The organism is Clavibacter nebraskensis NCPPB 2581 (assembly GCF_000355695.1).
GTDB classification, from domain to species: Bacteria; Actinomycetota; Actinomycetes; order Actinomycetales; family Microbacteriaceae; genus Clavibacter; species Clavibacter nebraskensis.
Window position 1 is genome coordinate 576,742 of sequence record NC_020891.1, and the last position, 24,465, is coordinate 601,206.

At 73.4% G+C, this 24,465-nt stretch carries 30 protein-coding genes; 16 read left to right on the forward strand and 14 right to left on the reverse strand.

Going from position 1 to position 24,465, the window contains the following annotated elements; genetic code table 11:
• Positions 1-170: 170 nt before the first annotated feature.
• Both ddaH and rocD read left to right on the forward strand, forming a co-directional pair.
• Positions 171-1,013 carry a dimethylargininase gene (ddaH, locus tag CMN_RS02870; RefSeq protein ID WP_015489352.1) on the forward strand — a complete coding sequence of 281 codons (843 nt, stop codon included), beginning with the start codon at positions 171-173 and terminating at the stop codon, positions 1,011-1,013.
• Between the two features lie 11 nt (positions 1,014-1,024).
• The gene (gene rocD / locus CMN_RS02875; RefSeq protein ID WP_015489353.1) at positions 1,025-2,269 is read left to right on the forward strand and encodes an ornithine--oxo-acid transaminase; all 1,245 of its coding nucleotides are present in this window, start codon (positions 1,025-1,027) and stop codon (positions 2,267-2,269) included.
• 31 nt (positions 2,270-2,300) lie between these two features.
• On the opposite strand, the gene CMN_RS02880 is transcribed toward rocD, so the two are convergent.
• The 3 genes from CMN_RS02880 to CMN_RS02890 are packed head-to-tail and all read right to left on the reverse strand — an operon-like array spanning position 2,301 to position 4,587.
• On the reverse strand, positions 2,301-3,293 hold the full coding sequence (locus CMN_RS02880) for an EamA family transporter (protein WP_015489354.1): 993 nt from the start codon (positions 3,291-3,293) through the stop codon (positions 2,301-2,303).
• The gene (locus CMN_RS02885) at positions 3,290-4,174 is read right to left on the reverse strand and encodes an NAD-dependent epimerase/dehydratase family protein (RefSeq protein WP_015489355.1); all 885 of its coding nucleotides are present in this window, start codon (positions 4,172-4,174) and stop codon (positions 3,290-3,292) included. The genes CMN_RS02880 and CMN_RS02885 overlap by 4 nt, the downstream gene beginning before the upstream one ends.
• Positions 4,171-4,587: a hypothetical protein gene (locus tag CMN_RS02890; RefSeq protein WP_015489356.1), complete on the reverse strand. Its 417-nt coding sequence runs from the start codon at positions 4,585-4,587 to the stop codon at positions 4,171-4,173. The genes CMN_RS02885 and CMN_RS02890 overlap by 4 nt, the downstream gene beginning before the upstream one ends.
• A gap of 282 nt (positions 4,588-4,869) precedes the next feature.
• Between CMN_RS02890 and CMN_RS02895 the strand changes: the two genes are divergently transcribed.
• From CMN_RS02895 to CMN_RS02920, 6 genes are all read left to right on the forward strand, one after another.
• On the forward strand, positions 4,870-6,129 hold the full coding sequence (locus CMN_RS02895; RefSeq protein ID WP_015489357.1) for a M23 family metallopeptidase: 1,260 nt from the start codon (positions 4,870-4,872) through the stop codon (positions 6,127-6,129).
• 45 nt (positions 6,130-6,174) lie between these two features.
• Positions 6,175-6,909 (forward strand): SGNH/GDSL hydrolase family protein, encoded by a 735-nt coding sequence (locus CMN_RS02900; protein WP_015489358.1) that lies wholly within the window; start codon positions 6,175-6,177, stop codon positions 6,907-6,909.
• Positions 6,910-7,072: 163 nt separating this feature from the next.
• Positions 7,073-7,528, forward strand: a complete 456-nt coding sequence (locus CMN_RS02905; protein WP_015489359.1) for an SRPBCC family protein — start codon at positions 7,073-7,075, stop codon at positions 7,526-7,528.
• Positions 7,529-7,530: 2 nt separating this feature from the next.
• Positions 7,531-7,767, forward strand: coding sequence for a hypothetical protein (locus CMN_RS02910; protein WP_015489360.1), 237 nt, complete (start codon positions 7,531-7,533; stop codon positions 7,765-7,767).
• A gap of 537 nt (positions 7,768-8,304) precedes the next feature.
• The gene (locus tag CMN_RS14615; protein ID WP_080605988.1) at positions 8,305-8,583 is read left to right on the forward strand and encodes an RDD family protein; all 279 of its coding nucleotides are present in this window, start codon (positions 8,305-8,307) and stop codon (positions 8,581-8,583) included.
• A 194-nt stretch (positions 8,584-8,777) separates the two neighbouring features.
• Positions 8,778-9,851, forward strand: coding sequence for an alkene reductase (locus CMN_RS02920; RefSeq protein WP_015489361.1), 1,074 nt, complete (start codon positions 8,778-8,780; stop codon positions 9,849-9,851).
• 65 nt (positions 9,852-9,916) lie between these two features.
• Here CMN_RS02920 and CMN_RS02925 read toward each other — a convergent pair whose 3' ends face one another.
• Together CMN_RS02925 and CMN_RS02930 are read right to left on the reverse strand one after the other, a co-directional pair.
• A complete protein-coding gene (locus tag CMN_RS02925) occupies positions 9,917-10,273 on the reverse strand; it encodes a TIGR02611 family protein (RefSeq protein WP_015489362.1) in 357 nt (118 codons plus the stop codon).
• A gap of 90 nt (positions 10,274-10,363) precedes the next feature.
• On the reverse strand, positions 10,364-10,963 hold the full coding sequence (locus CMN_RS02930; RefSeq protein WP_015489363.1) for a TetR/AcrR family transcriptional regulator: 600 nt from the start codon (positions 10,961-10,963) through the stop codon (positions 10,364-10,366).
• Positions 10,964-11,023: 60 nt separating this feature from the next.
• On the opposite strand from CMN_RS02930, the gene CMN_RS02935 reads away from it, so the two are divergent.
• The 3 genes from CMN_RS02935 to CMN_RS02940 all read left to right on the forward strand — a co-directional run bounded on the left by CMN_RS02935 (position 11,024) and on the right by CMN_RS02940 (position 13,628).
• The gene (locus tag CMN_RS02935) at positions 11,024-12,607 is read left to right on the forward strand and encodes an MFS transporter (protein ID WP_015489364.1); all 1,584 of its coding nucleotides are present in this window, start codon (positions 11,024-11,026) and stop codon (positions 12,605-12,607) included.
• A gap of 207 nt (positions 12,608-12,814) precedes the next feature.
• Positions 12,815-13,405, forward strand: coding sequence for a hypothetical protein (locus CMN_RS15085; RefSeq protein WP_165583279.1), 591 nt, complete (start codon positions 12,815-12,817; stop codon positions 13,403-13,405).
• Positions 13,398-13,628: a hypothetical protein gene (locus tag CMN_RS02940; protein WP_015489366.1), complete on the forward strand. Its 231-nt coding sequence runs from the start codon at positions 13,398-13,400 to the stop codon at positions 13,626-13,628. Before CMN_RS15085 ends, CMN_RS02940 begins: the two co-directional genes overlap by 8 nt.
• Before the next feature lie 62 nt (positions 13,629-13,690).
• On the opposite strand, the gene CMN_RS02945 is transcribed toward CMN_RS02940, so the two are convergent.
• From CMN_RS02945 to CMN_RS02965, 5 genes are read right to left on the reverse strand one after another with little or no spacing between them, the layout of a single operon-like run.
• Positions 13,691-14,710: an LLM class flavin-dependent oxidoreductase gene (locus CMN_RS02945; RefSeq protein WP_015489367.1), complete on the reverse strand. Its 1,020-nt coding sequence runs from the start codon at positions 14,708-14,710 to the stop codon at positions 13,691-13,693.
• A 27-nt stretch (positions 14,711-14,737) separates the two neighbouring features.
• Positions 14,738-15,793, reverse strand: coding sequence for an LLM class flavin-dependent oxidoreductase (locus CMN_RS02950; RefSeq protein ID WP_015489368.1), 1,056 nt, complete (start codon positions 15,791-15,793; stop codon positions 14,738-14,740).
• 34 nt (positions 15,794-15,827) lie between these two features.
• Entirely contained in the window at positions 15,828-16,793 is a 966-nt protein-coding gene (locus CMN_RS02955) for a quinone oxidoreductase family protein (RefSeq protein WP_015489369.1), read from the reverse strand.
• Positions 16,794-16,824: 31 nt separating this feature from the next.
• On the reverse strand, positions 16,825-17,469 hold the full coding sequence (locus CMN_RS02960) for a hypothetical protein (RefSeq protein ID WP_015489370.1): 645 nt from the start codon (positions 17,467-17,469) through the stop codon (positions 16,825-16,827).
• Position 17,470: 1 nt separating this feature from the next.
• On the reverse strand, positions 17,471-18,145 hold the full coding sequence (locus CMN_RS02965; RefSeq protein ID WP_041465227.1) for a hypothetical protein: 675 nt from the start codon (positions 18,143-18,145) through the stop codon (positions 17,471-17,473).
• Between the two features lie 295 nt (positions 18,146-18,440).
• Here CMN_RS02965 and cysK point away from each other — a divergent pair, with 295 nt between their 5' ends.
• From cysK to CMN_RS02985, 4 genes are read left to right on the forward strand one after another with little or no spacing between them, the layout of a single operon-like run.
• Positions 18,441-19,379, forward strand: a complete 939-nt coding sequence (cysK, locus tag CMN_RS02970) for a cysteine synthase A (protein ID WP_015489372.1) — start codon at positions 18,441-18,443, stop codon at positions 19,377-19,379.
• 2 nt (positions 19,380-19,381) lie between these two features.
• Entirely contained in the window at positions 19,382-19,966 is a 585-nt protein-coding gene (gene epsC / locus CMN_RS02975) for a serine O-acetyltransferase EpsC (RefSeq protein WP_015489373.1), read from the forward strand.
• Positions 19,966-20,616, forward strand: a complete 651-nt coding sequence (locus tag CMN_RS02980; protein ID WP_015489374.1) for a TrmH family RNA methyltransferase — start codon at positions 19,966-19,968, stop codon at positions 20,614-20,616. Before epsC ends, CMN_RS02980 begins: the two co-directional genes overlap by 1 nt.
• 34 nt (positions 20,617-20,650) lie before the next feature.
• Positions 20,651-21,214 (forward strand): GrpB family protein, encoded by a 564-nt coding sequence (locus tag CMN_RS02985; RefSeq protein WP_015489375.1) that lies wholly within the window; start codon positions 20,651-20,653, stop codon positions 21,212-21,214.
• Between the two features lie 22 nt (positions 21,215-21,236).
• On the opposite strand, the gene CMN_RS02990 is transcribed toward CMN_RS02985, so the two are convergent.
• From CMN_RS02990 to CMN_RS03000, 3 genes are all read right to left on the reverse strand, one after another.
• Complete coding sequence (locus CMN_RS02990) at positions 21,237-21,638, reverse strand: hypothetical protein (protein WP_015489376.1); 402 nt, start codon at positions 21,636-21,638, stop codon at positions 21,237-21,239.
• A 250-nt stretch (positions 21,639-21,888) separates the two neighbouring features.
• Complete coding sequence (locus CMN_RS02995) at positions 21,889-22,188, reverse strand: YrhK family protein (RefSeq protein ID WP_015489377.1); 300 nt, start codon at positions 22,186-22,188, stop codon at positions 21,889-21,891.
• Positions 22,189-22,270: 82 nt separating this feature from the next.
• Positions 22,271-23,269, reverse strand: a complete 999-nt coding sequence (locus CMN_RS03000) for an adenosine deaminase (RefSeq protein WP_015489378.1) — start codon at positions 23,267-23,269, stop codon at positions 22,271-22,273.
• 225 nt (positions 23,270-23,494) lie between these two features.
• On the opposite strand from CMN_RS03000, the gene CMN_RS03005 reads away from it, so the two are divergent.
• Positions 23,495-23,791: a VOC family protein gene (locus tag CMN_RS03005; protein ID WP_197536740.1), complete on the forward strand. Its 297-nt coding sequence runs from the start codon at positions 23,495-23,497 to the stop codon at positions 23,789-23,791.
• Here the strand turns inward: CMN_RS03005 and CMN_RS03010 are convergent.
• Complete coding sequence (locus tag CMN_RS03010; RefSeq protein WP_015489379.1) at positions 23,788-24,438, reverse strand: histidine phosphatase family protein; 651 nt, start codon at positions 24,436-24,438, stop codon at positions 23,788-23,790. The two genes, CMN_RS03005 and CMN_RS03010, sit on opposite strands and share 4 nt — an antisense overlap.
• Positions 24,439-24,465 lie beyond the last annotated feature (27 nt).

Sequence of the window (24,465 nt, forward strand, 5' to 3'; positions counted from 1 at the left end):
GGCGGGATCGTGCGTGCGAAGGGTCTCTCACGCGCGGGATCCGCGTCGCACCCCCTCGAACGGGCGCGATCCGCATGCCAGGCTGGCGGCAAGGCGTCCCCTCGGGGCTCTGGGACATCGTCCGCCTCCACGACCGCGCCGCGAGGCGCGCCGCACGAAGCAGGAGCACCATGCCCTCCACCCTTCCCCTGCCCACCGAGACCGCAGCCGGCCGCACGCCCGTCGCGAAGCGCGTGCTCATGTGCCGGCCCGACCACTTCGACGTGGTCTACAAGATCAACCCCTGGATGGATCCCGCCGTCCCGACCGACACGTCGCTCGCGGTCCGCCAGTGGCAGACCCTCTACGACACGTACGTGGGCCTCGGCTTCCAGGTCGACCTCATCGACGGGATCGCCGGGCTGCCGGACATGGTCTACGCGGCCAACGGCGGGTTCACGCTCGACGGCATCGCGTACGGCGCCGCGTTCCAGCACGCGGAGCGCCAGCCCGAGGGCCCCGCGTACATGGACTGGTTCCGCGAGGCGGGCTTCGACGTCCGCGTGCCCGAGCAGATCAACGAGGGCGAGGGCGACATCCTCCTCGTCGGCGACACGATCCTCGCCGGCACCGGCTTCCGCAGCGACAGCACCAGCCACGCCGAGGTCGCCCGGATCTTCGACCGCGAGGTCGTGACGCTGCGCCTCGTGAACCCGTCGTTCTACCACCTGGACACCGCGATCGCGGTGCTCGACGACACCAACATCGCCTACCTCCCGAGCGCCTTCGACGCCGCGAGCCTCGACGAGATCGAGCGCCGCTACCCCGACGCGGTCGAGGTGAGCGAGCAGGACGCGTCGATCCTCGGCCTGAACTCGTACAGCGACGGGTACAACGTCGTCATCGCCGAGAGGGCGGTCGGCTTCGAGGCGTCGCTGCGCGAGCGCGGGTACGAGCCGATCGGCGTCGATCTGTCCGAGCTGCTGCTCGGCGGCGGCGGCGTGAAGTGCTGCACGCTCGAGCTGCGGAAGTAGGGGGCGGCGAGATGACCGACACCATCGACCGCCCCGCCGCGTCCGGCGCCGGCGCCCTGGCCATCCACGCCGAGGAGGCGCACGCCGCGCACAACTACCACCCGCTGCCCGTCGTGGTCGCGTCCGGCCAGGGCGCCTGGGTCACCGACCTCGACGGCCGACGCCTGCTCGACTGCCTCGCCGCCTACTCGGCCGTGAACTTCGGGCACTCGCACCCGGACCTCGTGCGGGCCGCGACCGAGCAGCTCGGGCGGATCACGCTCACGAGCCGCGCCTTCCACAACGACAAGCTGGGGCCGTTCGTGACGGCGCTCGCCGAGCTCGCCGGCAAGGACATGGTCCTGCCGATGAACACGGGCGCGGAGGCCGTGGAGTCCGGGATCAAGGTCGCGCGCGCCTGGGGCTACCGCGTGAAGGGCGTGGCCGCGGGCCGCGCGAAGATCATCGTCATGGCCGGGAACTTCCACGGCCGCACCACCACCATCGTGAGCTTCAGCGACGACGAGGAGGCGCGTGCCGACTTCGGGCCGTTCACGCCCGGGTTCGTCACGGTGCCGTACGGCGACGCCGCGGCGCTCGAGGCCGCGATCGACGAGGACACGGTCGCGGTGCTCGTGGAGCCGATCCAGGGCGAGGCCGGCATCGTCGTGCCGCCCGCGGGGTACCTCGCCGACGTGCGGCGGATCTGCACGCGCGAGCAGGTGCTGATGATCGCCGACGAGATCCAGTCGGGCCTCGGCCGCACGGGCGCGACCTTCGAGTGCGACAACTCCGACGTCGTGCCCGACCTGTACCTCCTCGGCAAGGCGCTCGGCGGCGGCATCGTGCCCGTCTCCGCGGTCGTCGGCGACGCGGACGTGCTCGGCGTCATCCAGCCGGGGCAGCACGGATCCACGTTCGGCGGCAACCCGCTCGCCGCGGCCGTGGGCCACGCGGTGGTCGAGATGCTCGCGTCGGGCGAGCCGCAGGAGCGCGCGCGTCGCCTCGGCGCCGTGCTGCACGCGCGGCTCGCGGATCTCGTGGACCACGGCGTGCTCGAGGTGCGCGGCCGCGGCCTGTGGGCGGGCATCGACATCGACCCGGCGCTCGCCACGGGCCGCGCGGTGTGCGAGCGGCTCGCCCAGCGCGGCGTGCTCGCGAAGGACACGCACGGTTCGACGATCCGGCTCGCGCCGCCCATCGTGGTGGAGGAGGAGGACCTCGTCTGGGCCGTCGGCCAGCTCGCCGAGGTGCTCGCGGAGCTCGGGGCGCGCTGACCCGCGTCCGATCGATCCGCGCCCGGCCGCCCTACGACGCGGCCGGGCGCGATCGTGTCCGGGGCTGGGCGTCGGCGGGCGCCCGCGTCGCGATGGCCACGCCCGCGGCGACGCACACCACGACGATCGCGCCGAGCTGCATGGGTGACAGCGTCTCGCGCAGCACGATCACGCCGAGGACCGCCGCCACCACCGGGCTGAGGCTCGTGAGCACGGCGAACAGCCGCGGGGTGATGCGGCGGAGGATCACGGTGTCGAGCGAGTAGGGCACGGCGGACGACAGCAGGCCGATCGCCACGAGCAGGCCGAGGATCCGCCCGTCGAGCGCCGCGACGTCGAGCGTGAGGAGCGCCCACGGCACCAGCACGACCAGGCTCACGATGCTCGCGACTGCGATCCCCTGGAAGCCCGGCAGCCGCTCCGCCACCCGGCGCGTGAACACGATGTAGCCGGCCCAGGTGACGGCCGCGGTCGCGCCGCAGACGAGGCCGAACGCGTCGATCCGGCCCTCGAGCCCGGTGAGCACGACGACGCCCGCGGCCGCCACGAGCGCGCACGCGGCGTCGAGCAGGCGGCGCGAGGCGAGCAGCGCGATCGACAGCGGGCCGAGGAACTCGATGGTCGCGGCGATGCCGAGGCCGAGCCGGTCGACGGCGGCGTAGTAGGACAGGTTCATCAGCGAGAGCGCGAGGCCGAGCATCACGGCGGGAACGAGCTGCGCGCGCGTCATCCGGTGGATCCGGGGCCGCGCCACGGGCAGCACGAGCGCCGCCATCATCACCTGACGCGCGGCGACGACCAGCACGGGGCCGACCGCGGGGATCACGAGCCCGGCGAGCGACGACCCGTAGCTGACGCTGACGATGGTGCCGACCTGCAGCGCGGCGCCCGCGGCGGTGGTGCGGGCGCCGGGGTCGGCCGCCGCCGATGGCTCACCCGGAGCCCCGGCGATGGCGCCCTCCAGCGCGGCGGGCGTGGATCCCGACCGGGGAGCGGGCCCGCGGTCGGATCCGGCCGTGCTCATCGCGGCAGCGCGTTCCCGTCGGCGTCGAGGTGGTCGCGCCAGCTGCGCGTGGGCTCCCAGCCGAGGAGGCGGCGGGCCTTCGCGGTCGAGATCCCCGACGAGTCCACCCGCTCGATCGCCCGCAGCTCGATGGCGTCGCCGTAGTACCGGCGCAGCTCGGTGGCGAAGTCGTGGCCGCCCGCGTTGTCGGCGGCCGCGATGTAGAAGACCTCGTGGCCGGGCAGGTCGGAGGCGACCGACAGCACGATCGCGTCGGCCAGGTCGTCCGCGTCGATGTAGCTCCAGAGGTTCGCGGTGAGGACGGACGCGTCGCGCACCTGCTTGCCGAGGTTCGACGCGTAGTTGTCGCCGTTGTGCACGGTGCTCGGCCGCAGCGAGATGATACGGATGTCGGAGCGGCGCACGGCTGCGTCCATCAGCTGCTCGCCGAAGGCCTTGGAGAGCGCGTACGGATCCTGCGGGCGGAGCGGGTGCTCCTCGTCGACGGGTGCGTAGTCGGGCAGGAACGGCCGCTCGGGGAAGAAGTTGCCGACGATGCTCTCGCTGGAGATGTTGACGAAGCGCGGGACGCCGAAGCGCACGGCGGCCTCGATCATGTTGAACGTCGACATCAGGTTCGTCTGCAGCACGACGTGCGCGGGGTTGCCGGTGGGCTGCGGGATCGCGGCGACGTGGACGACGGCGTCCATGCCGGCGACGACCGCGAACGCGGATCCGGCGTCGGTGAGGTCGGCCATCACGTAGCGGCCCGGCACCACGACGCCGGCGTCGAAGACGGGGCGCACGAGGTCGACGCCCGTGACGTCGTGGCCCGCGGCGACGAGCGCCTCGACGGCGGCGCGGCCGACCTTGCCGCGGGATCCGGTGACGAGGACCTTCACGACGCGGCCCCGTCCTGGGCGACGTCGGCGGGCGCCTTCATCACGACGGGCACGAAGGGGTCGTCGTCGAGCCGCTCGGCGAACCACGCCTCGTCGACGTAGCCCTCCGACCACAGCTTCAGCGGCGTCGCGACCGTGGGCGTGAACAGCTCCCACCGGGTCCAGAGGCGCGCCTCCTCGGTCATCATGCGGCCGACCTCGCGGGTCCAGCGGACGACGACGTGGTCGGCGGGCAGCAGGCGCTCGAACGCGGCCTGCGCCTCGGCGAGGCGGGCGGACCTCGTGCCGTCGCCCGACACCTGCTCGGCGCTCAGGGCGAGCACCAGCGTCCAGGTCGTGCTCTGCAGCTCGGGGTCGCGGGGCGCGACGGCGGCGTCGGCTCCCGTCGTGACGGGGGTGGTGTCGTGGCTCATGCGGCGTCGCGCTCCTCGTGTCGATCGAGTCTGTCACGCGGTGTGGCGCGCGTCCGGGGCGCGGAGGTGCGCCGGGACGCTCGATCCGCCGTCGCCCCGCGGATTTCCTCAGGCACGGAAACGAAAGTGGATGGTGTTGTCCGCCCATATTTCGGTTACCGTCGAAAGGTCCGCGCTCCACCGACCTCGACGAGGCCCGCCATCTCCCGCACCGCACGCACCTCCCGCCCCGCCGTCCGGCGCCCGCGGAACGCGACCGCGCCGCGCGTCCGACTGGCCGCCGTGCTCGCCGCGTCCGGTCTCCTGCTCGGCCTCGGCGTGCCGTCCGCCCAGGCCGCGGAGGAGTACCCCACCTGGTCCGAGGTGCAGGCCGCGCGCTCGAGCGAGCAGGCCACCGCCGACCAGGTCACGCGCATCACCTCCCTCATCTCCGGCCTCTCCGCCGAGGTCGAGGCCGCAACGGCCCTCGCGCTCCAGCGCGCCGACGAGCACGCCGCCGCGGTGGACGCGCTCGACGAGGCGACCGGCGAGCTCGAGGCCCTCGAGTCCAAGGCCGCCCGGGCCCAGGCCGACGCCGACGAGGCGAAGCGCCAGGTCGGCCAGCTCGTCGCCCAGCTCGCCCGCAGCGGCGGGGGCGGCGACGTCGCGCTCCGCCTCTTCACGAGCGGCGGCGAGGACGCCGACGCCCTCCTCGCCCGCATGGGCACCGCGACCAAGCTCGCCGACCGCCAGGACACCGCGTTCACCGCCGCCGTCACCTCGGCCCGCACGGCCGCGTCGCTCGGCAAGCAGGCCTCCGTCGCGAAGGAGGCGCTCGCCGCGCTGGCCGCCGACGCCGAGGCCAAGCTGCAGGAGGCGTCCGCGGCGCAGGCCCGCGCCGATCAGGCGCTCGCCGAGCAGGAGGCCCGCAGCTCCGAGCTGCAGGCGCAGCTCACCACGCTCCGCGACTCCCGCATCTCCGTCGAGGAGGGCTATGCGATCGGCGAGCGGAAGCGCCAGGAGGAGGCGGCCGCCGAGGCCCGTCGCCAGGCCGACGCCCGAGCGGCGGCCGCGGCCGCGGCCGCCGCCGCGAACGCCGCGGCGCGCCCGCCGGCCAACGCCCCGCGCCCGCCGTCGTCGGGCGGCCAGCCCTCCGCGTCCGGCTGGACCATGCCCATCCGCAGCTACGGCTCGTACCAGTCCTACGGCATGCGCCTCCACCCGATCCTCGGCTACTGGCGCCTGCACGCCGGCGACGACTTCGGCGCCGGCTGCGGCACGCCCATCTACGCGACGGCGGCCGGCACGGTGCAGTTCGCGGGCGGATCCAGCGGCTTCGGCAACGCGATCACGCTCAACCACGGCGGTGGCGTCACGAGCGTGTACGGCCACATGTACTCGTACGGCGTGATGGTGCGCACCGGCCAGACCGTGCAGGCGGGCCAGCAGATCGGCGCGGTCGGCAGCGCCGGCCTCAGCACCGGCTGCCACCTCCACTTCGAGATCCGGCAGGGCGGCGTCGCCACCTCGCCCATGCCCTTCCTCCGCAACCGCGGCGTCTGACGCGCCGAGTACGTTGGGCGCGTCGATGACCGGGGGGTGCGACGCGTGACGGGACGCATCAGGCGGTTCGCGCAGGCCGTGGCCCGGCCGGCGATCTTCGCGCAGTACGTGGCCCTGCGCACCGGCCTCCAGGGCACCGTCTTCCCGCGCGACGCGGCGTCCGGCGTCGTGCCGGGCGACTTCCCGCACCGCGTGCTCGTCATCGGGGAGGCGACGGCCGTCGGCATGGGGGTCCTCTCGCACGAGCTCGGCATGGCCGGGCACTTCTCCCGCCAGCTGTCCCGGCGCACGGGTCGCGGCGTGGAGTGGGCGACGCGCCCCTTCTCCGACCTCACGATCCACACCGCCGCGGGCGCGGTCCGCGACCGGGCCCTCCTCGACGGCGTCGACGTGGTGCTCCTGATGGTGGGCGTGGGCGACAGCATCCGCCTCACGCCGCAGCGCGTGTGGCGCAGGCTGCTGTGCGGGGCCATCGAGGACCTGGCGCGGGGGCTGCCGGAGGGCGCGCGCGTGCTCATCCCCGAGGTCCCGCCGCTGAACGAGAGCGTGGGGATCCCCTCGCCCTGGCGCGCGGTCGCCGCCCGGCACGCGCGGCTGCTCAACCGGATCACGGCCGAGATCGTCGCGTCCCGCCCCGATGCGGACGCCGTCCCCTTCCCCGGCGAGAGCGTCATCGACCTGGGCGATCCGGACGCCGCGCAGGCCTCCCGCGTCTACGCCTCCTGGTCGCGCGCCTTCGTCCACCGGATGCTCGGCCCCTCCCACGCCGCCGACGCGTGATGCGAGGTTGACCGTTCCCTGTGCATTCCTCGGGTGCCGGATACCCGGCGGGGCCCGGGCGTAGCGTCGAAGACGTGCCCGCGCCGGTGTCCACATCGGCGCCCGGGCTCTCGGATCGCCCGACGATCCGACCCCACGCACCGAATCCGAACGAGGAGAAGCCATGCCCCGAGTTATCGAGACCGTCGACGTCAACGTCCCCGTCAGCACCGCCTACAACCAGTGGACCCAGTTCGAGTCGTTCCCGAACTTCCTCAGCTACGTGGAGTCGATCACGCAGGTCACCGACACGCTCACCGAGTGGAAGGTGAAGATCGGCGGCGTCGAGCGCACCTTCGAGGCCAACATCACCGAGCAGCACCCCGACGAGCGCGTCGCCTGGAACTCCACGGGCGGCGACGAGGACCACGCCGGCGTCGTCACGTTCCACAAGCTCAGCGACACCGAGACCCGCGTCACCGTCCAGCTGGACTGGGAGGCGAAGGGCCTCGTCGAGAAGGTCGGCGCCGCGATCGGCGTCGACGACCACGTCATCAAGGCCGACCTCAAGAACTTCAAGGAGTTCATCGAGAAGCGCGGCTCCGAGGACGGCGCCTGGCGCGGGGACGTCCAGGCCTGATCATGGACGCATCCGAGATCGTCTGGAACCAGGAGGCGCGCGACAAGATCCTCACGGACAGCGACCGCGTGCTCCAGGAGGCCGTGCTCACCGTGGCGAAGGAGCTCGAGGGCCAGGACTGGGAGACCGTGTACCAGCGCCTGTTCGAGCAGCTGAAGGACCGGTTCATCGACTTCGAGCCGGGACCGGACCTCCGCAAGTACGCCGAGGCCGTCTCCCGCGGGGAGATCCGGGGCTGAGGCAAGCGTCACCAGCACGACCGGGAGGGCCCGGCATCCGGGAGGGTGCCGGGCCCTTCCGCGCCCGCCGTCGCCGTTTCCCCGTCTGCTGGATAATCTGGGTCGGCGCCGCGGGGCGCAGTGACCAAGGGAGACGCGATGAGCGACACGCACGACGACGGACGGCCGGTCGCGGGGGCCCGCCGGCGTACGCACCCGCTACCCAGCCCGGACCCGGGTACCCGGCGGCCGTCCCGCCGCCCGGCTACGGGATGGTCCTCCTGCCGCACGCGCTGCGTCCGCTCCCCGCGCACATCGACCCGACCTGGCGACTCGCGGGCGTCGGCCGGCGCGCGGCCGGGCGGATCCTCGACCAGGTCGTCTTCGGGATCGTCGGCGGGCTCTCGGCCGCGGCGTTCGTCATCCCGCTGCAGGGGATCGCGCAGCAGCGGATCAACGACCTGCAGCTCTTCGGCCAGGCCGCCGTCGACATGATGGACTCCTACGTCGGCGGAGCCGTGTTGGCCACCTTCATCAGCCTCATCGCCTACCTCTCTCATCGCCACGTGGTGGCTCGGCTGGAAGGGCTCGACGCCCGGCAAGGCCATGGTCGGGATCCGCGTGCAGCGCTTCTCGGAGCCCGGCACGCTCGGCTTCGGCCGGGCCCTCCTCCGCGGCGTGGTGCAGAACGGGTTCGTCCTCGGCTGGCTGTTCACGATCTGGCTGCCGTACGCGTCCGTCGGCTGGGACTCGCGCCACCTCCTCCGCGGCTGGCACGACCTGGCCGCCGACGACGTCGTGCTCGCGCGCCGCGTCGAGGCGTTCCTCTCCTACTGACGCGGGCGTCCGCGGACGCGCCCGGGGCGCCCGGAGCCTGACGAGGGCCTGGGAGAAGGATGCGCGGAGGAATGCCGCCGCGGGGCCAAAGGGTTGCCCCAGGGCGGTCCGTTGGGGCCGCAGGCCCCGCCGCCCGCCCCGACGCGATGCGTCAAAGCGCGCGCCGGCCACCCGCGAGACGAAGGATCCACCACGTGAAGCTGTTCTCCCCCGTCGCCCTGGGCGCCCTCGAACTCCCCAACCGCGTCGCCATGGCGCCCCTGACCCGCATGCGCTCCGACGAGCACGGCGTGCCCGGCGACCTCGTCGTCGAGTACTACCGCCAGCGCGCGTCCACCGGCCTCATCGTCTCCGAGGGCGTGTTCACGAGCGAGCGCAGCAAGGCGTACCCGGGCCAGCCCGGCATCGTGACGGACGAGCAGATCGCCGGTTGGCGCCGCGTCGCCGACGCCGTGCACGAGGCCGGCGGCCGCATCGTCATGCAGCTCATGCACGGCGGCCGCGTCTCGCACGAGGACATCACGGGCGGCCTGCCGCTGCTCGCGCCGAGCGCCATCGCGATCCAGGGCGAGGTGCACGTGCCCACCGGCAAGAAGCCGTACCCCGTGCCGAGCGAGCCCGAGACCGACGAGGTCCCCCTCATCGTCGACGAGCTGACGGTCGCCGCGCGCAACGCGGTCGACGCCGGGTTCGACGGCGTCGAGATCCACTCGGCCAACGGCTACCTGCTGCACGAGTTCCTCTCGCCCGTCTCGAACGTGCGCACCGACGCCTACGGCGGATCGCCCGAGAACCGCGCGAAGCTCGGCATCGACGTGGCGCACGCCGTCGCGCGCGAGATCGGCGCCGAGCGCGTCGGCATCCGCATCTCGCCGTCGCACAACATCCAGGACGTGCTCGAGGAGGACGCCGACGAGACGCGCGCCACCTACGAGGCGCTGCTGTCCGGCATCGCGCCGCTCGGCCTCGCCTACGTGAGCATCCTGCACGCGGAGCCCGCGGGCGAGCTCGTGCAGGGCCTGCGGACGACGTTCGGCGGACCGCTCATGATCAACAGCGGCTTCGGCGTGCAGACCGAGTACGACGAGGCCGTCCAGCTCGTCGACGAGGACACGGCCGACGTCGTGGCCGTGGGCCGCATGGTCATCGCGAACCCCGACCTCGTCGAGCGCTGGGAGTCCGGCGCGCCCACGAACGAGCCGAACCCGGCGACGTTCTACGGCCCCGGCGCCGAGGGCTACACCGACTACCCGGCGCTCGCGAGCTGATCCGCGCCAGGTGACATGACGAGAGCGGCCGTCCCGAGGGGCGGCCGCTCTCGTCGTCGCGCGCGTCAGCGGGTGGTTCGGGCGGCGCGGCGCTCGGCGCGGGAGGCGCGCCAGCGGCGCCAGGCGTCCCAGAAGCGGTGCAGCTGGCGCTTGAGGAACACGTTCACGCGGTGGGCGGCGGGGAACTCGGTGCCGAGCACGGCGATCCCGAGGAAGACGATGAGCCAGCCGGGGCCGGGGAGCGGGATGAGCACGATGCCGACGAGGACGATGCCGAGGCCGAGGATCCCGACGAGGATCCGGTACAGCCAGCGGGCCTTCGGGTGCAGCTCGATCCAGGCCCGGCAGCGGCGCAGGAACCGTCGGAGCGGATGCGCGTGGCTGGAGCCCGCCTCGTACTCGCGGGTCAGGGTGTCGGACATGGGTCAACGCTACGGGCGGGACTCGGGCGGCGTCTCCCTCACCCGGGGAATCCGCAGGGTGCCGGGACGGATGCACAGGGGAGGGCGGCGTCAGCGCCCGGGAGGGGCCGTGATCCGTCGGGCCGCCTCCACGACGGCCGCCCGGTCCGCGGCGCGGGCGCGGGGCGTGTCCGCGTGCATCGCCGGGTAGGGCGACTGCACCCACGCCTGCGCCAGCGCGAACAGCATCGTGAGGAGGCGCTGCGGATCCCACGACGGGTCGATGTGGCCCTCCTCCTGCCCGCGGCGGATGGCCTGCACCTTCGCCGACGGCGACGTCTCGCTGTGCGGCACGTCGAGCGCGACGCCGTCGAGCCGCGCCCACGCGAGCATGCGGCGGTGCTGCGGGTGCTCGTAGGCGTGGTCGAAGAGCTGGCCGACGAAGCCGGGCAGGTCGGCGGGATCCAGGGTCACGGCCGAGAAGAACTCGGTGCCGTTGAGCTGCAGCACCGCGTGGAACAGCGACTCCTTGTCGGTGAAGTGCGCGTACAGCCGCTCCTTGCTCGCGCGGCCCGAGCGGGCGATGCGGTCGACACGCGCGCCCGCCAGCCCGTGCGCAGCGAACTCCTCGCGCGCGGCCAGGAGGATGCGGTGCCGGACGTCGTCCGGCTTCTCGTCGGTGGTGCGGGCGGACCCCGTCGTCTCTGCCATGTGAACAGCGTATGTCAAACGAACCGGTTCGTTTGACTCTTCGCGTGGGGCGGCCCTAGATTGGACCGTCCTCGCCCGCCCGGGCGCCGCACGACCATCCAGGAGCACCAGATCTCGCACGCACGCACCCCCGAGAACGCACCGCCCTCGCCGTCCGCCGCCGCGACCCCCGGCCAGCCCGCGCCCGCCGCGCCCGCGGGCCCCGCCGCGCCCTCCGCCGGCAGCAAGTGGATCCTCCTCGCCGTCGTCGCCCTCGCCCAGCTGATGGTCGTGCTCGACGGCACCATCGTGAACATCGCCCTGCCCGCCGCCCAGCGCGACCTCGGCATGACCGACGCCGACCGCACCTGGGTCGTCACCGTCTACGCGCTCGCGTTCGGCTCGCTGCTCCTGCTCGGTGGCCGCATCGCCGACTACTGGGGCCGCAAGCGCTCGTTCCTCCTCGGCATGGTCGGCTTCGCGGCCGCCTCCGCGCTCGGCGGCTTCGCCGTCTCGAGCGAGATGCTCCTCATCGCGCGCGGCCTGCAGGGCGTGTTCGCGGCGCTCCTCGCTCCCGCCGCGCTCGCGCTGCTCTCGGTGACGTTCCCGTCCGGCCCCGACCGCGTCAAGGCGTTCGCGGTCTACGGCACGATCGCGGGATCCGGCGCGGCCGTCGGCCTGCTGCTCGGCGGCGTGCTCACCGAGTACCTCAGCTGGCACTGGTGCCTCCTCGTCAACGTGCCCATCGCGATCGTCGCCATCGTCGCGGGCATCCCGCTGGTAAAGGAGAGCCGCGCCGACGGCGACCGCAGCTACGACGTGCCGGGCGCGCTCCTCGTCACCCTCGGCCTCGCGTCGATCGTCTACGGCTTCTCCCGCGCGGAGAACGGGTGGGGCGAGCCGGACACGATCGGCTTCCTCGCGCTCGGCGTGGGGATCATGGTCGCGTTCGTCTGGTGGGAGTCGCGGGCGAAGAACCCGCTGCTGCCGCTCCGCGTGGTGGCCGACCGCACCCGCGGCGGCGCGTACCTCACCTCGGTGATGGTGGGCGCGGCGCTCCTCGGCGGGCTGCTCTACCTCACGCTGCACTTCCAGATCGTGCTCGGCATGTCGCCGCTGATCTCGGGCCTCGCGTCGCTGCCGATGGCCGCGACCATCATGCTCACGGCCCCGCAGGTCGCGCGGCTCCTGCCGAAGGTCGGCCCGCGCATCCTCATGACGGTCGGCCCGCTCATCGCGGCCGCCGGGCTCCTGTGGTTCAGTCGGATCACGGTCGACGGCGCGTACGCCGTGCAGGTGCTGCCCGGCCAGATCCTGCTCGGCATCGGGCTCGCCTGCGTGTTCGTGCCGATGCAGAACGTCGCGCTGTCCGGCATCGAGCCGCGGGACGCGGGCGTCGCGGGCGCGGCGCTCACGGGCACGCAGCAGATCGGCGGATCCATCGGCACGGCCGTCTTCACCGCGCTGTTCGCGTCGGCCGTCACCGCGTCCGTCACGGACGGCGTGGCGAACCCGCTGCAGCAGCAGGTCGACGGGTACCACGTGGTGTTCCTCGCCGCGGCGGTCGGCGTGGCCTGCGCCTCGATCATCTCCTGGTCGATGGTGCGCGTCCCGCTCGAGCGCTTCCGCGAGGGCGCGTCGACCGAGGCCGTCAGCATGCACTGATCCCGCGCCGGATCACGACGACGCCCCTCCCGCAGCGCGCGGGAGGGGCGTCGTCGTGTGCCCGCCGGGTCGGCACAGGAAGTCGCGCTGACCCCCGCCTCGTCCGGGGTGTGTGCGCTTCGCTCGCGCATGTGCGCGACCCGCGAAACTGCCGCGAAGTCCACCAACTGTCCAGGAGCGACCATGTGCATTCATCCGATCCCCATCATGGGGGTCGTCGTAGCCGTCGCACTGTCGTCGCTCTCCGTCGCCTCCAGCGCCTCCGCGACGCCGACTGACACTCCTCTGAGCCGCGTCAGCGCCTCATCCTCATCCGGACTTGCTCGAACGGCGGACGTCTCCGACGCGGTTCCATCCACGGAGCGCATCGAGAGGGCCGGTATCGCGCTCCGCGAGAGCGCGGTTCCGCGGGACGCCGTCACTACCGCATTCGGCCAGCGCGTGACGTACCGGATCGGCGACGGAGCGACCATCACCTACACCTACTCACCCGGAGGAGCGCCGGTGGTCGGGGTACCGACACAGGAGGAGCTGGGCAGGTCTCTCGCACGAGCCGGGGCGGATCCGTTCCCGTATGTCAGCCGCGACCCCTCCGAACAAGCAGCGGGCGCGGCGGGCACGCTGGGCTTGCTGATCTGTGCGGCACTCGGCCCGGAGAGCGGTGGCCTCGGGTGCGCAGTGGGCGTAGGCATAGGAGCGACCATCGTCGCGGTAGCCACAGCCCATGGCATCTGCACACGCAACCGCGACGTGCGGATCTACCTCCCGACGTTGGAAGTCCAGTGCCGTCGTGATTGACCCCGAGGACCACCGAGCTGATCGAAGCCGTGCGCTCGCGTCGTCGAGCATCGTCGTCGCGTTCTTCCTCTTCTCGCAGCTTGTGATCGTGCCCGTGCTCGACGGCCGTTCCCCTGCCTCGCAAGCCGTGCCCGCGAGCGTGGTGGCCGTGCTCATGTTCGTCGTCACGTACCTGGTCTCCGCGACCTTCCAGAAGCGCCGCCGGCGCAGAAGTCGCGACTAGGGCGGAGGACGGCGCCCCTCTCGCAGCGCGCGGGAGGGGCGTCGTCATGCGTGGGCCGTGGATCAGGCGGCGGGCGACCACCCGAGGGCTGGGCCGAGGCGCTCCGCGATGTCGGTGAGGATCTGCTCGAGGTCGGCCTCGCCGAACGTGAACGGCAGCGCGAACGCGACCTCGTCGACCGCCTGGAACCCGGCGTCGGCGTGCAGGGTCGCGGCGATCTGCTCGGACGTGCCCACGAGGTCCGCCGCGAAGAGCATCTTCCGGGGCCCCATCGGCACGCCGACGCGATACGCCCGGGAGGCCGCGTACGCCTCGTAGCGGGCGACCTGCTCGGGCGTCGCGCGGTCGGTGGGGATCACGACGAGGCCCTGCGAGACGCGGGCCTCGGCGCCGCGCGGGTGGGCGGCGCGGTAGGCGTCGATCTGCGCGCGCTGGTTCGCGGCGAAGTCGTCGCCGATCTCGCCCTGGATCACGCTGGAGGTGAGCAGGTGGAAGCCGTTCTCCGCGGCCCACACCGCGGAGCGCGTGCTGCCCGCGCCGTACCAGAGCCGGTCGACGAGGCCCGCAGCGTGCGGCTGCACGGTGGACGCGAACTCCTCCTGGCCCTCGCGCCCCGCGCGGTCGTTCACGGCGTCGCCGCGCACGTAGTCGCGGAAGCGGAGGAGCCGCTCGTAGCCGAGGTCCTCCTGCTCGAGGGTGTCGGGGTAGATGGCGTCGCGGTACCGGTCGAACGACATGGGCGCGCCGGCGCTGAAGCCGGGCTGCAGGCGGCCGCCGGTGAGGAGGTCCACCGTGGCGAGGTCCTCGGCGAGGCGGAACGGGTTCTCGGCGCCGATGGGCGTGACGGCGGTCCCGAGCTGGATGCGGCTGGTGCACTGCGAGGCCGCGGCCATCACGGCGACGGGGGAGGAGATCCCGTGCTGGAGGTGGCGGTGCCGCAGCCACGCGCTGTCGAAGCCGAGCTCCTCGCCGCGCTCGATGACGCGGAGCGTGGTCTCGTGGCCGGCCGCGGGATCCGCCGGGTCGAAGGTGCCGATCGTGAGGAAGCCGAGGCGCGTGAGCGGGGTACCGGGGACGGGCATGGATCGAGGGTAGGCGACCCGGGCGGGTCAGGTCGTCGCGGGTGACCAGCCGAGCGCGGGGCCGAGGCGCTCCGCGACGTCGGTGAGGATCCGCGCGCGGTCGCCCGCGGGCAGCCCGGCCGGGAGCGCGATCGCGAGCTCGTCGGCGGCCTGGACGGCGGGATCCGCGAGGAGCGCGGCGGCGAGCTCGTCGGACGGGCCCACGAGGTCCGGCGCGCGGACCATGCTCGACGCGGCCCGCGGATCCTCCGACTGGTCGGCCCGCGCGGCCCGCGCGGTCCGCTCGGTGCGCGCGGCCGCGTACCTGGCCCGCTGCTCGGCCGTGGCGCCATCGGTGGGCACCACGACGAGGGCGAGCGTGACGTGCGCGGCGGCTGAGTCGGGGTGCGCGGCGCGGTAGGCGTCGATGAGGTCCCGCTGGTCCTGCGCGAAGCCGCGGCCGCGGGATCCGCGCTCGGTCACGTCGGACGCGAGCAGGCGGAAGCTGTGCGCGCCCGCCCACGAGGCCGTGCGGAGCGTCGCCGCGCCGTAGCCCAGCCGGTCGGCGAGCCCGGCCGAGGCCGGCTGCACGGTGGAGGTGAGGGCCTCGTCGTCGTCGCGCTCGTCGTCGCGGTCCTCCGCGCCCGGCACCGGCCCGCCGCGGAGCAGGTCGCGGAAGCGGAGCAGGCGCTCGCGGCCCGGCTCCTCGTGCTCCGCCGTCGTCGGGTGGATCGCCCGGTCGACGGCCGCGACGCGCGTCGGGTTGCCGACGGAGAGGCCGGGGCGGAGGCGTTCGCGGGAGAGGAGGTCGACGGTCGCGAGGTCCTCCGCGAGGCGGAGCGGGTTCTCGGCGCGGACGGGGATCGAGGCGGTGCCGAGCCCGATGCGGCGGGTGCGCTGCGACGCCGCGGCGAGCATCGCGACGGGGGAGGAGACCGCGTGCCGGAGGTGATCGGGCCGGAGCCACGCGGTGTCGAGGCCGAGCGCGTCGCCGAGCTCGACGAGCCGGAGCACGTCCTCGAGGCCGGTCGCGGGGTCGGCGGGGTCGAACGGGCCGGTGGTGAGGAAGCCGAGGCGCGTCGGCGCGGATCCGGGTGCGGGCATGGCACGAGGGTAGGCGGTGCGGATCCGGGCCGGCTCAGGGGGTGAGCACGATCGACCCCGTCGTGCGCCGGGCCTCGAGGTCCTCGTGGGCGCGGGCCGCGTCGGCGAGCGGGTACGTGGCGCCGACGCGCACGTCGAGGGATCCGTCGAGGAGCCCTGCGAACAGCTCACCCGCGCGCCACCGCCGCTCCTCCGCGTCGAGCAGGAAGTGGGCGAGCGTGGGGCGCGAGACGGAGAGGGATCCGCCGGAGTTGAGCCGCTGCAGGTCGAACGGCGGCACCTGCCCGCTCGCGCCGCCGAAGAGCACGAGCGTGCCGCGGATGCGCAGGGACGCGAGCGAGCCGTCGAACGTGTCGCGGCCCACGCCGTCGTAGACCACGTCGACGCCGCGGCCGCCCGTCAGCTCGCGGACCCGCACGGGCACGTCGTCGTAGCCGAGCACATGGGCGGCGCCGGCCGCACGCGAGAGGGCGGCCTTCTCGTCGTTCGACACCGTGGTGATCACCTCGACCCCGCGATCCACGAGCAGCTGCGTGAGCAGGAGCCCCACGCCGCCGGCGCCCGCGTGCACGAGCGCGCGATCCCCGGGGCCGGCCGGGTACGAGCTCGTGGCGAGGTAGTGCGCGGTGAGGCCCTGGAGCGGGAGCGCGGCGGCGGTCTCCATCGCGACGCCGTCGGGCACGGGCAGCAGCGTCTCCGCGCGGACGAGCGCGTGCTGCGCGTACGTGCCCTCGGCCTCCGCGGTGGCGACGCGGTCGCCCACGTGCACGCCGCTCACGCCGTCGCCGAGCGCCTCGATGACGCCCGCCGCCTCGGACCCCGGCACGTACGGGTGCGCCATCGGGTACACGCCGCTGCGCCGGTACGTGTCGATGAAGTTGACGCCCGCGGCGTGCACGCGGATCCGCACCTCGCCGGGCCCCGGATCCGGCACCGGTCCGTCCGTCAGTGCCATGACCTCGGGCCCGCCGGGCCCCTCCACCTCGATGCGCGCGCTCATGGGTCCAGCCTGCCGCGTCGGCGGGCGGCGGTCACGCGTCGCGCGGCGATCGGTCCCCCTCGTCAGGCTCCTGCTCCTCGTGACGCGCCCGCTGCGCCTCGCGCTCGGCGATCTTCCGGCGGTACCCGTCCATCGCCCGCTCATCCAGCCGATGACGGACATCCGCGACGTCCGGCGCGAAGGTCTCCTTTGTGAGCTCCCGGAACGCGACCCACTTCTCGTGGAACTCGGCGTCGGTGTCGCCGGGGCGCCAGGCGCGGGACCACGCGAGCTCGACCGCCTCCACGACCGTCATGGCACTCGCCAGGGCCAGGGAGGCCGGACCTGGCAGGAGGACGCCGGCCAGAGCGAAGGCACTGATCGCACCCGCGAGCCATGGCGCGAGGGCGAAGCCCCACCCGCCTGGGACCGAGCTGCGACGCCTGAGGACGAATGGCCGCTCAGTGGCGACCGTCACGCAGATGTTGACGGCGGTCAGCAGGATGGTGCCGCCGATGATCGCGGAGAGGGCGGGGTTGGCGAAGCCGAGGATCCGAGTCGACGCGAAGCAGATCAGGACCACCAGAGGCATCTTCAGGAAGGCGACGGAGATGTGCCCGGCGACCGGCGCCCAGATGGGCGGCGCCTCCCAGGTCGGAGGAGTGCGGTCGTCGTCAACGGGCTCGCCTGCGGACACGTCAGACGTCCATGGCGGCGACACCGAAGCACGCCGAGACGACGCCGTCGACCCCGAGGAGCGCTTCGATGATCTGCGTCGCCTCTTCTCCCATCTCGGCGGCCGCACGGCCGTAGCGGATGGCTAGATAGATGTCATAGGCGCTGCCGAACAGTGCACGTGCCTCCCTGATGAAGCTCACCACCTTGAACACCGGCAAGCCGTACTGCGCGATGACGCCAGCGATCGACGCGGCGCAACCGATCCAGTCGACGGCGAGTTGAGCCGTCGGAGCGGGGCTGCGGAGGTCCGCTGCGAGCGCGCCCCGTCCCGTGCCGATCATGGGGAGCCCAACTTCCGCCGCTGAGGACCGGGTGGTGTTGCCGGTGTCCGACGATGCGGTCACCCGGTCGATGGCGCGACTCAGCCGCCGCTCGTAATCCGGAGTCGTGCGGGGATCGGCGGACTTCATGTCATCGGGCAGGGCATCCAGCACGGCGACGAGGCCGTCGAGGTCGGCGTCGGTCATGGCGGGGATGGAAGCCAGGGTGGCCGCTGGCGTCGTCCGATCGGCGGTGTCGAAGCTCGCGTGCATGGCCCCTGTCTGGCGCTGCGCTGTGTCCGGGACGGTGCTGGGAGCGGTTCCCAGGGCGGCGGTCATCGCCCCGACCAGCGAGGCCGCGGTGACGACGAGCATCGGTGTGAGTGGACGCGCGGGATGGGCATGTCCCTCCTTCGTGAGCAGCAGGAGGCATCCCGGTTCGGGTGCGGATGACGTACGCCGCGGGATCGCCTCGGGGTGGTCGCGCGCATCCTTGCCTGGGCGCCACCGGCGGCGGCGGACTCCTCCACAGGCTGTCGAGTCTCAGACCCGCCCCCCGCCCAGGAATGCCGCCGCGACACGCGCGGTTGGGGCTCGCATAGGCTCGAAGTCGAGCAGGTGCGCGCGGCAGCGCCCCGCACCGACCAGGATCACGACGAAGGTGGAACCCATGGCAGGTCGCGTCTACGACGAAATCACCCAGCTGGTCGGCGGCACGCCGCTCGTGCGGCTGAACCGGCTCACGGAGGGGCTCGACGCGACCGTCCTCGTGAAGCTCGAGTCGCACAACCCGGCATCCAGCGTGAAGGACCGCATCGGCGTCGCGATCATCGACGCGGCCGAGGCGGCCGGCGCGTTGAAGCCCGGCGGCACCATCGTCGAGGGCACGAGCGGCAACACGGGCATCGCGCTCGCCATGGTCGGCGCGGCGCGCGGCTACAAGGTCGTCCTCACGATGCCGGAGACGATGAGCGTCGAGCGCCGGCTGGTGCTGCGCGCGTACGGCGCCGAGATCGTGCTCACCCCCGGCCCCGAGGGCATGCGCGGCGCGGTCGACCGCGCGAAGCAGATCGTGGACGAGACCCCCAACGCCATCTGGGCGAAGCAGTTCGCGAACGCGGCCAACCCCCAGAAGCACCGCGAGACCACGGCCGAGGAGGTCTGGGCGGACACCGACGGCGGCGTCGACGTGTTCATCGCGGGCGTCGGCACGGGCGGCACCATCACGGGCGTCGGCCAGGTGCTCAAGGAGCGGAAGCCCGGCGTGCAGATCGTGGCGGTCGAGCCGCTCGACTCGCCCATCCTCAACGGCGGCAGGCCCGGGCCGCACAAGATCCAGGGCATCGGCGCGAACTTCGTGCCCGAGATCCTCGACACCGAGGTCTACGACGAGGTCGTCGACGTCTCCCTCGAGGACTCCATCCGCGTCTCCCGCGCGCTCGCCACCGACGAGGGCATCCTCTGCGGCATCTCGTCGGGATCCATCGTGTGGGCCGCGCTCGAGATCGCGAAGCGCCCGGAGAGCACGGGGAAGACCATCGTCGCGATCGTGTGCGACTACGGCGAGCGGTACCTCTCGACCGTGCTGTTCGACGACCTGCGCGACTAGGCGTGGGGATCGTCGCCCGCCTCGCCGAGGACCTCCGCACCGCGCGCGCGCATGATCCAGCGGCGCGCGGGTACCTGGAGATGGTGCTTGGCTACCCGGGCCTGCACGCCGTGTGGCTGCACCGGGTGTCGCACGCGCTGTGGCGGCGGCGGCTCCGGCTGGCCGCGCGGCTGCTGGCGCAGGCGGGGCGGACGCTGACCGGGGTGGAGATCCACCCGGGCGCGCGCATCGGACGGCGGCTGTTCATCGACCACGGCATGGGCGTCGTCATCGGGGCGACGGCCGAGGTCGGCGACGACGTGCTGATGTACCACGGCGTCACGCTCGGGGGGAAGAGCCTCGTGCGCGGCAAGCGGCACCCGACGGTGGGCGACGGCGTGACGATCGGCGCCGGGGCGAAGCTGCTCGGGCCCATCACGGTCGGCGCGGGCAGCGTCATCGGCGCCAACGCGGTGGTGGTGAAGGACGCGCCCGCGGGATCCGTGCTCACGGGCATCCCCGCGGTGGAGACCGGGAAGCGGGCCGGGCGCGGGCCCGACGCGCATGTGGATCCCGCGTTCTTCGTGGATCCCGGGATCTACATCTGATGCCGCAGCCCGAGGAGCCGGCGCCGACGGTCGAGCTCTCCACGCACGGCGTCGGCCCCTGGCCGGGCGGCCCCGACGCCTGGCCCGACGAGCCGCACCTGGATCCGGAGCTGCTCGAGCGCGGCGACACCCGCAACGTGATCGACCGCTACCGGTACTGGCGCATGGACGCGATCGTCGCCGACCTCGACCAGCGCCGGCACCCGTTCCACGTGGCCATCGAGAACTGGCAGCACGACATGAACATCGGGTCGATCGTGCGGAGCGCCAACGCGTTCGCGGCCGATACCGTGCACATCGTGGGCCGCCGCCGCTGGAACAAGCGCGGGGCGATGGTCACCGACCGGTACCAGCACGTCGTGCACCACACGACCATCGCCGACCTCGTGGGGTGGGCGCGCGGGGAGGGCCTGCCGATCATCGCGATCGACAACGTCGACGGATCCGTGCTGCTCGAGACCACCCGTCTCCCGGAGCGCTGCGTGCTCGTCTTCGGCCAGGAGGGCCCGGGCCTCAGCGACGAGGCGGTGGCCGCGGCCGACATGACCGTCGCGATCTCGCAGTTCGGATCCACCCGCTCCATCAACGCGTCGGCGGCGGCCGCGGTCGTGATGCACGCGTGGATCACGCAGCACGTGGCGTTCGACTGACCCGCGGGGCGGTGCCTGTGAGGATGTCCCGGTGATGGACGACCGCGACCGCCGCCGACCCGACGTGAGGACCGTGGAGGTCGTGGGCGGGCAGCCACCGCTCACCGTCGGACTGCAGGAGCACGACCCCGGTTGGGCGGAGGCGTACCTCGCGCACCGGCGACGGATCCTCGAGGCCGTGGGCGACGCGGCGCTCGCCGTCGAGCACATCGGCTCCACGTCCGTCCCCGGCCTCGCCGCGAAGCCCATCGTGGACATCGTGGTCGTGGTGGCCGACATCACGGCCGAGGAGGACCACGTCGAGCGGCTCGTCGCCGCCGGCTACGACCTGCGCATCCGCGAGCCGGGGCACCGTCTGGTGCGCACGCCCGCGCGGGACGTCCACGTGCACGTCTACGAGGAGGGCGCCCCCGCGGTCGAGTCGTACCTGCTGCTCCGCGGCCGGCTCCGCACCGTCCCGGCCGACCGCGACCTCTACGAGCGCACGAAGCGGGAGCTCATGACCCGGCGGTGGGAGTCGATGGACGCCTACGCGGACGCGAAGACCGCGGTGATCCAGGGGATCCTCGCCCGGGCGCGGGCGGCGCGCGGGATCTGAGCGCCGCCGCGACCCGGCGCGGTCAGCCGAACGGCCAATCCTCGTGCGTGTGCGGCACCGCGACCACCTGCACGTCGTCCTCGTACACGATGCGGCCGGGCGTGCGCGTGCGCAGCTCGTGCCAGGGGACGTCGTGCCGGTCGAGCAGGGCGAGGTAGTCGGCCGTGAACGCGAGGAGGTCCGTCGCGCTCGCCAGGTACCAGGCGCGGGCGCCCGGGTTCCTCACGCGGTCGTAGCAGTCGGGGTCGACGCTGCGCGGATTCGGGTAGGCGGCGGTGGCCCGCGCGTTCACCGCGTCCATCCACTCGACCTCCTCCGTCGAGAGCATGCCGCTCTGGCGCATCCCGTCCGCGAGGGCGAAGACGCCGGGGAAGGTGCCGCGGCGGTTGGGCGCGGCGCTCTGGAAGCGGATGTACTCGGGCACGCGGTGATGCTAGGGAGCGGTCCGGGGAACCGGCCGGTCGGGTGCGCAGCGGACATCCGCGCATCGCTGGGCGGACATCCCGTGCTGCACGTGGGCCTGGCAGGCTGGTCGCGTCGCGGGCACGGACCCGCGCGAGACGTCAGACCCGCGCCCGCCGTGACCCTGGTCCGCGCCGTCGTCGACGGGGCGCGTGCGGCCGGGAGGCACGGCGCAGCGCAGCGCCGCGCCACGAGCGAGATCGCGTCGGGCCTCAGTAGTCGCGTCCCGTGTCGCTCGGCGCGCCGCCCCCGATGCGGGTGAGGTGCACCCGGCGACCCAGGCGGATGAGCGGTCGGATCATCAGCTGGATGCTGCCGACGAGGAACAGCCACGTCCCCGCCGTGGTGGTCGACTCGGAGAAGGAGAGGATGCTGCCGACCACGAACCACGCGGCGACCATGATGTCGTTGACGATGCTCGCGACCTCGTACTTGTGGCGGATGACGAGCTCGTCGTCCCCGATCGTGAACGTCATCGAGCGGCTGTCCTCGGGATCCTCGTGCGGCGTCATGCTCCGATTCGATCACGTACCCGAACCCGCGCGTCGTGTCAGGGCGCTACCCGGAAGCCGTGGGGCTCCGCCGGGGTTGGCGTCAGAACGCGGAGGCGCGCCAGGCGTCGACCGCGGCGAGCAGCTCCGCACGGCGGTCGTCCGGGAGGAACGACGCCTCGAACGAGTTGCGGGCGAGGAGTGCCAGCGCGTCGTCGAAGGCGTGCGCGCGGCGCAGCTGCCGGAGGTTCTCGCCGAGGTAGCCGCCGAAGTAGGCGGGGTCGTCGCTGTTCACGGTCGCGAGCACGCCGCGCGCGAGGAGCTCCGGCAGCGCGTGCTCGTCGAGCGTCTCGTTCACCCCGAGCCGCACGTTCGAGAGCGGGCAGACCGTGAGCGGGATCCGGTCGGCGACCAGCCGGTCGACGAGCGCGGGATCCTCGAGGCAGCGCACCCCGTGATCCACCCGCTCCACGCGCAGCAGGTCGAGCGCCTCGTGGATGTAGGAGGGCGGCCCCTCCTCGCCCGCGTGCGCGACCGCGTGCAGGCCGAGCTCGCGGGCCCGCGCGAACACGTCGACGAACAGGGACGGCGGGTAGCCGACCTCGGCGGAGTCGAGCCCGACGGCGAGCAGCTCGTGCGCGCGTCCCGCGACGGACTCGAGGGTCGCCATCGCCTCCTCCACCGGCCGGTCGCGGAGGAAGCTGAGGATCAGGCCGCCCGAGATGCCGTGGCGCACGCGCGCGTCGCGGAGGGCGTCGAGGAGGCCGTCGATCACCTCGTCGACGGCGACGCCGCGGGTCGTGTGCGCCTGCGGGTCGAACGACATCTCGACGTGCCGGATCCCGTCGGCCGCGGCCCGCTCCAGGTACGCGGCAGCGAGGTCGTGGAAGTCGCGGCGGGTGCGGAGGACCGCGGTGCACGCGTAGTAGAGGTCGAGGAACGACTGCAGGTCGGTGAAGGCGTAGCGCGAGCGGAGGTCCTCGATGCCCGCGTACGGCAGGTCGACGCCGTTGCGCTCGGCCAGCTCGAACACCAGCTCCGGTTCGAGCGTCCCCTCGACGTGCAGGTGCAGTTCGGCGGTGGGCGGGAGCGTGGAGATCATCCGTCCACGGTAACGGGCGGGGGCGGGGCTATCCGCGGCCGGAGCCCGGCGCGGAGGCGGCCGTCGGCGAGCATGGCCGCATGGATCCCGACGCCGAGCCCGACCTCGTCCCCGAGCTGCTGGTGACCGACCTCGCCGCGAGCCTCGCGTCCTGGCGCGACCTCTGCGGCTTCGCCGTCCGATACGACAGGCCCGCCGAGGGTCGCCCGCGGCGGCGCGCACCTCATGCTCGAGCAGGCGGGCATCATCCGGAACTGGGTGTCGGGGCCGCTGGAGCGGCCGTTCGGGCGGGGGATCAACTTCCAGATCGCCGTCGAGGACGCCGACGTCGTGGCGGAGGCGCTATCCGCGGCCGGAGTTGCGCTCTTCCTGGAGCCCGAGACGACCTGGTACCGGATCGACGACGAGGAGACGGGCGTCCGCCAGTTCCTTGTGCAGGATCCGGACGGCTACCTGGTGCGCTTCCAGCCGTCCATCGGGCGGCGGCCCGCTCCGGGTCCCGCGGCCGGAGCGCCCGCCTAGGCCGCCGGGTCGCCCGTCGGGCCGGACGGCGCGCCATCGCCCACGCCGCTCGCGGGATCGCCCTCCCAGGACTCGAGGGCCCAGTTGCGGCCGGACCCCTCGAGCACCACGACGCCAGTGTTCTCCAAGGGGTGCGCGGCGACGAAGGCCGCGTCGAGGCCGCGGGCGCGGATCCCCGCCCAGCAGCGGATGGCCGCGCCGTGGCTGACGAACGCCACCGTTCCGTGGCCCGACCCCTCCGCCTCCGCGACGACGGCGTCGAAGCGGGCGAGGAAGCCGCGCCCCGTCTCGCCGCCCGCGAGCGGGAGGTCCTCCTCGCCCGCGACCCAGCGGATCATTGTGTCGAGGTACTCCGTGACGGCAGCGCGGTCGCCGCGCATCTCGAGGTCGGCGGCGGCGATCTCGCGGATCCCGTCGCGCTCGACGGGCGCGAGGCCGAGCGCCCGCGCGAGCGGCGCGGCCGTCTCGTGGGTGCGGACCATGGTCGACACGTGCAGCGCGCCGATCGCCTCTTCCCGCAGCGTCTCGGGCAGCCGCGCCGCCTGCGCGCGCCCGAGATCCGTGAGCCCGGGTCCGGGGATGCGGGTGTCGAGGACGCCCGCCACGTTGGATGCGGTCTGGCCGTGGCGGATCAGGATCAGGCGCATGCCCCGACGGTATCGCGGCTCCCCGGA

Bases quoted from the DNA above. Each gene is read 5' to 3' on its own strand.
- ddaH (WP_015489352.1), top strand. From the start codon at position 171: ATGCCCTCCACCCTTCCCCTGCCCACCGAGACCGCAGCCGGCCGCACG.
- rocD (WP_015489353.1), top strand. From the start codon at position 1,025: ATGACCGACACCATCGACCGCCCCGCCGCGTCCGGCGCCGGCGCCCTG.
- CMN_RS02880 (WP_015489354.1), bottom strand. From the start codon at position 3,293: ATGAGCACGGCCGGATCCGACCGCGGGCCCGCTCCCCGGTCGGGATCC.
- CMN_RS02890 (WP_015489356.1), bottom strand. From the start codon at position 4,587: ATGAGCCACGACACCACCCCCGTCACGACGGGAGCCGACGCCGCCGTC.
- CMN_RS02905 (WP_015489359.1), top strand. From the start codon at position 7,073: ATGCCCCGAGTTATCGAGACCGTCGACGTCAACGTCCCCGTCAGCACC.
- CMN_RS02910 (WP_015489360.1), top strand. From the start codon at position 7,531: ATGGACGCATCCGAGATCGTCTGGAACCAGGAGGCGCGCGACAAGATC.
- CMN_RS02925 (WP_015489362.1), bottom strand. From the start codon at position 10,273: ATGTCCGACACCCTGACCCGCGAGTACGAGGCGGGCTCCAGCCACGCG.
- CMN_RS02930 (WP_015489363.1), bottom strand. From the start codon at position 10,963: ATGGCAGAGACGACGGGGTCCGCCCGCACCACCGACGAGAAGCCGGAC.
- CMN_RS15085 (WP_165583279.1), top strand. From the start codon at position 12,815: ATGGGGGTCGTCGTAGCCGTCGCACTGTCGTCGCTCTCCGTCGCCTCC.
- CMN_RS02945 (WP_015489367.1), bottom strand. From the start codon at position 14,710: ATGCCCGTCCCCGGTACCCCGCTCACGCGCCTCGGCTTCCTCACGATC.
- CMN_RS02950 (WP_015489368.1), bottom strand. From the start codon at position 15,793: ATGCCCGCACCCGGATCCGCGCCGACGCGCCTCGGCTTCCTCACCACC.
- CMN_RS02955 (WP_015489369.1), bottom strand. From the start codon at position 16,793: ATGAGCGCGCGCATCGAGGTGGAGGGGCCCGGCGGGCCCGAGGTCATG.
- CMN_RS02965 (WP_041465227.1), bottom strand. From the start codon at position 18,145: ATGCTCGTCGTCACCGCGGCCTCGCTGGTCGGGGCGATGACCGCCGCC.
- cysK (WP_015489372.1), top strand. From the start codon at position 18,441: ATGGCAGGTCGCGTCTACGACGAAATCACCCAGCTGGTCGGCGGCACG.
- CMN_RS02980 (WP_015489374.1), top strand. From the start codon at position 19,966: ATGCCGCAGCCCGAGGAGCCGGCGCCGACGGTCGAGCTCTCCACGCAC.
- CMN_RS02985 (WP_015489375.1), top strand. From the start codon at position 20,651: ATGGACGACCGCGACCGCCGCCGACCCGACGTGAGGACCGTGGAGGTC.
- CMN_RS02995 (WP_015489377.1), bottom strand. From the start codon at position 22,188: ATGACGCCGCACGAGGATCCCGAGGACAGCCGCTCGATGACGTTCACG.
- CMN_RS03000 (WP_015489378.1), bottom strand. From the start codon at position 23,269: ATGATCTCCACGCTCCCGCCCACCGCCGAACTGCACCTGCACGTCGAG.
- CMN_RS03005 (WP_197536740.1), top strand. From the start codon at position 23,495: ATGCTCGAGCAGGCGGGCATCATCCGGAACTGGGTGTCGGGGCCGCTG.
- CMN_RS03010 (WP_015489379.1), bottom strand. From the start codon at position 24,438: ATGCGCCTGATCCTGATCCGCCACGGCCAGACCGCATCCAACGTGGCG.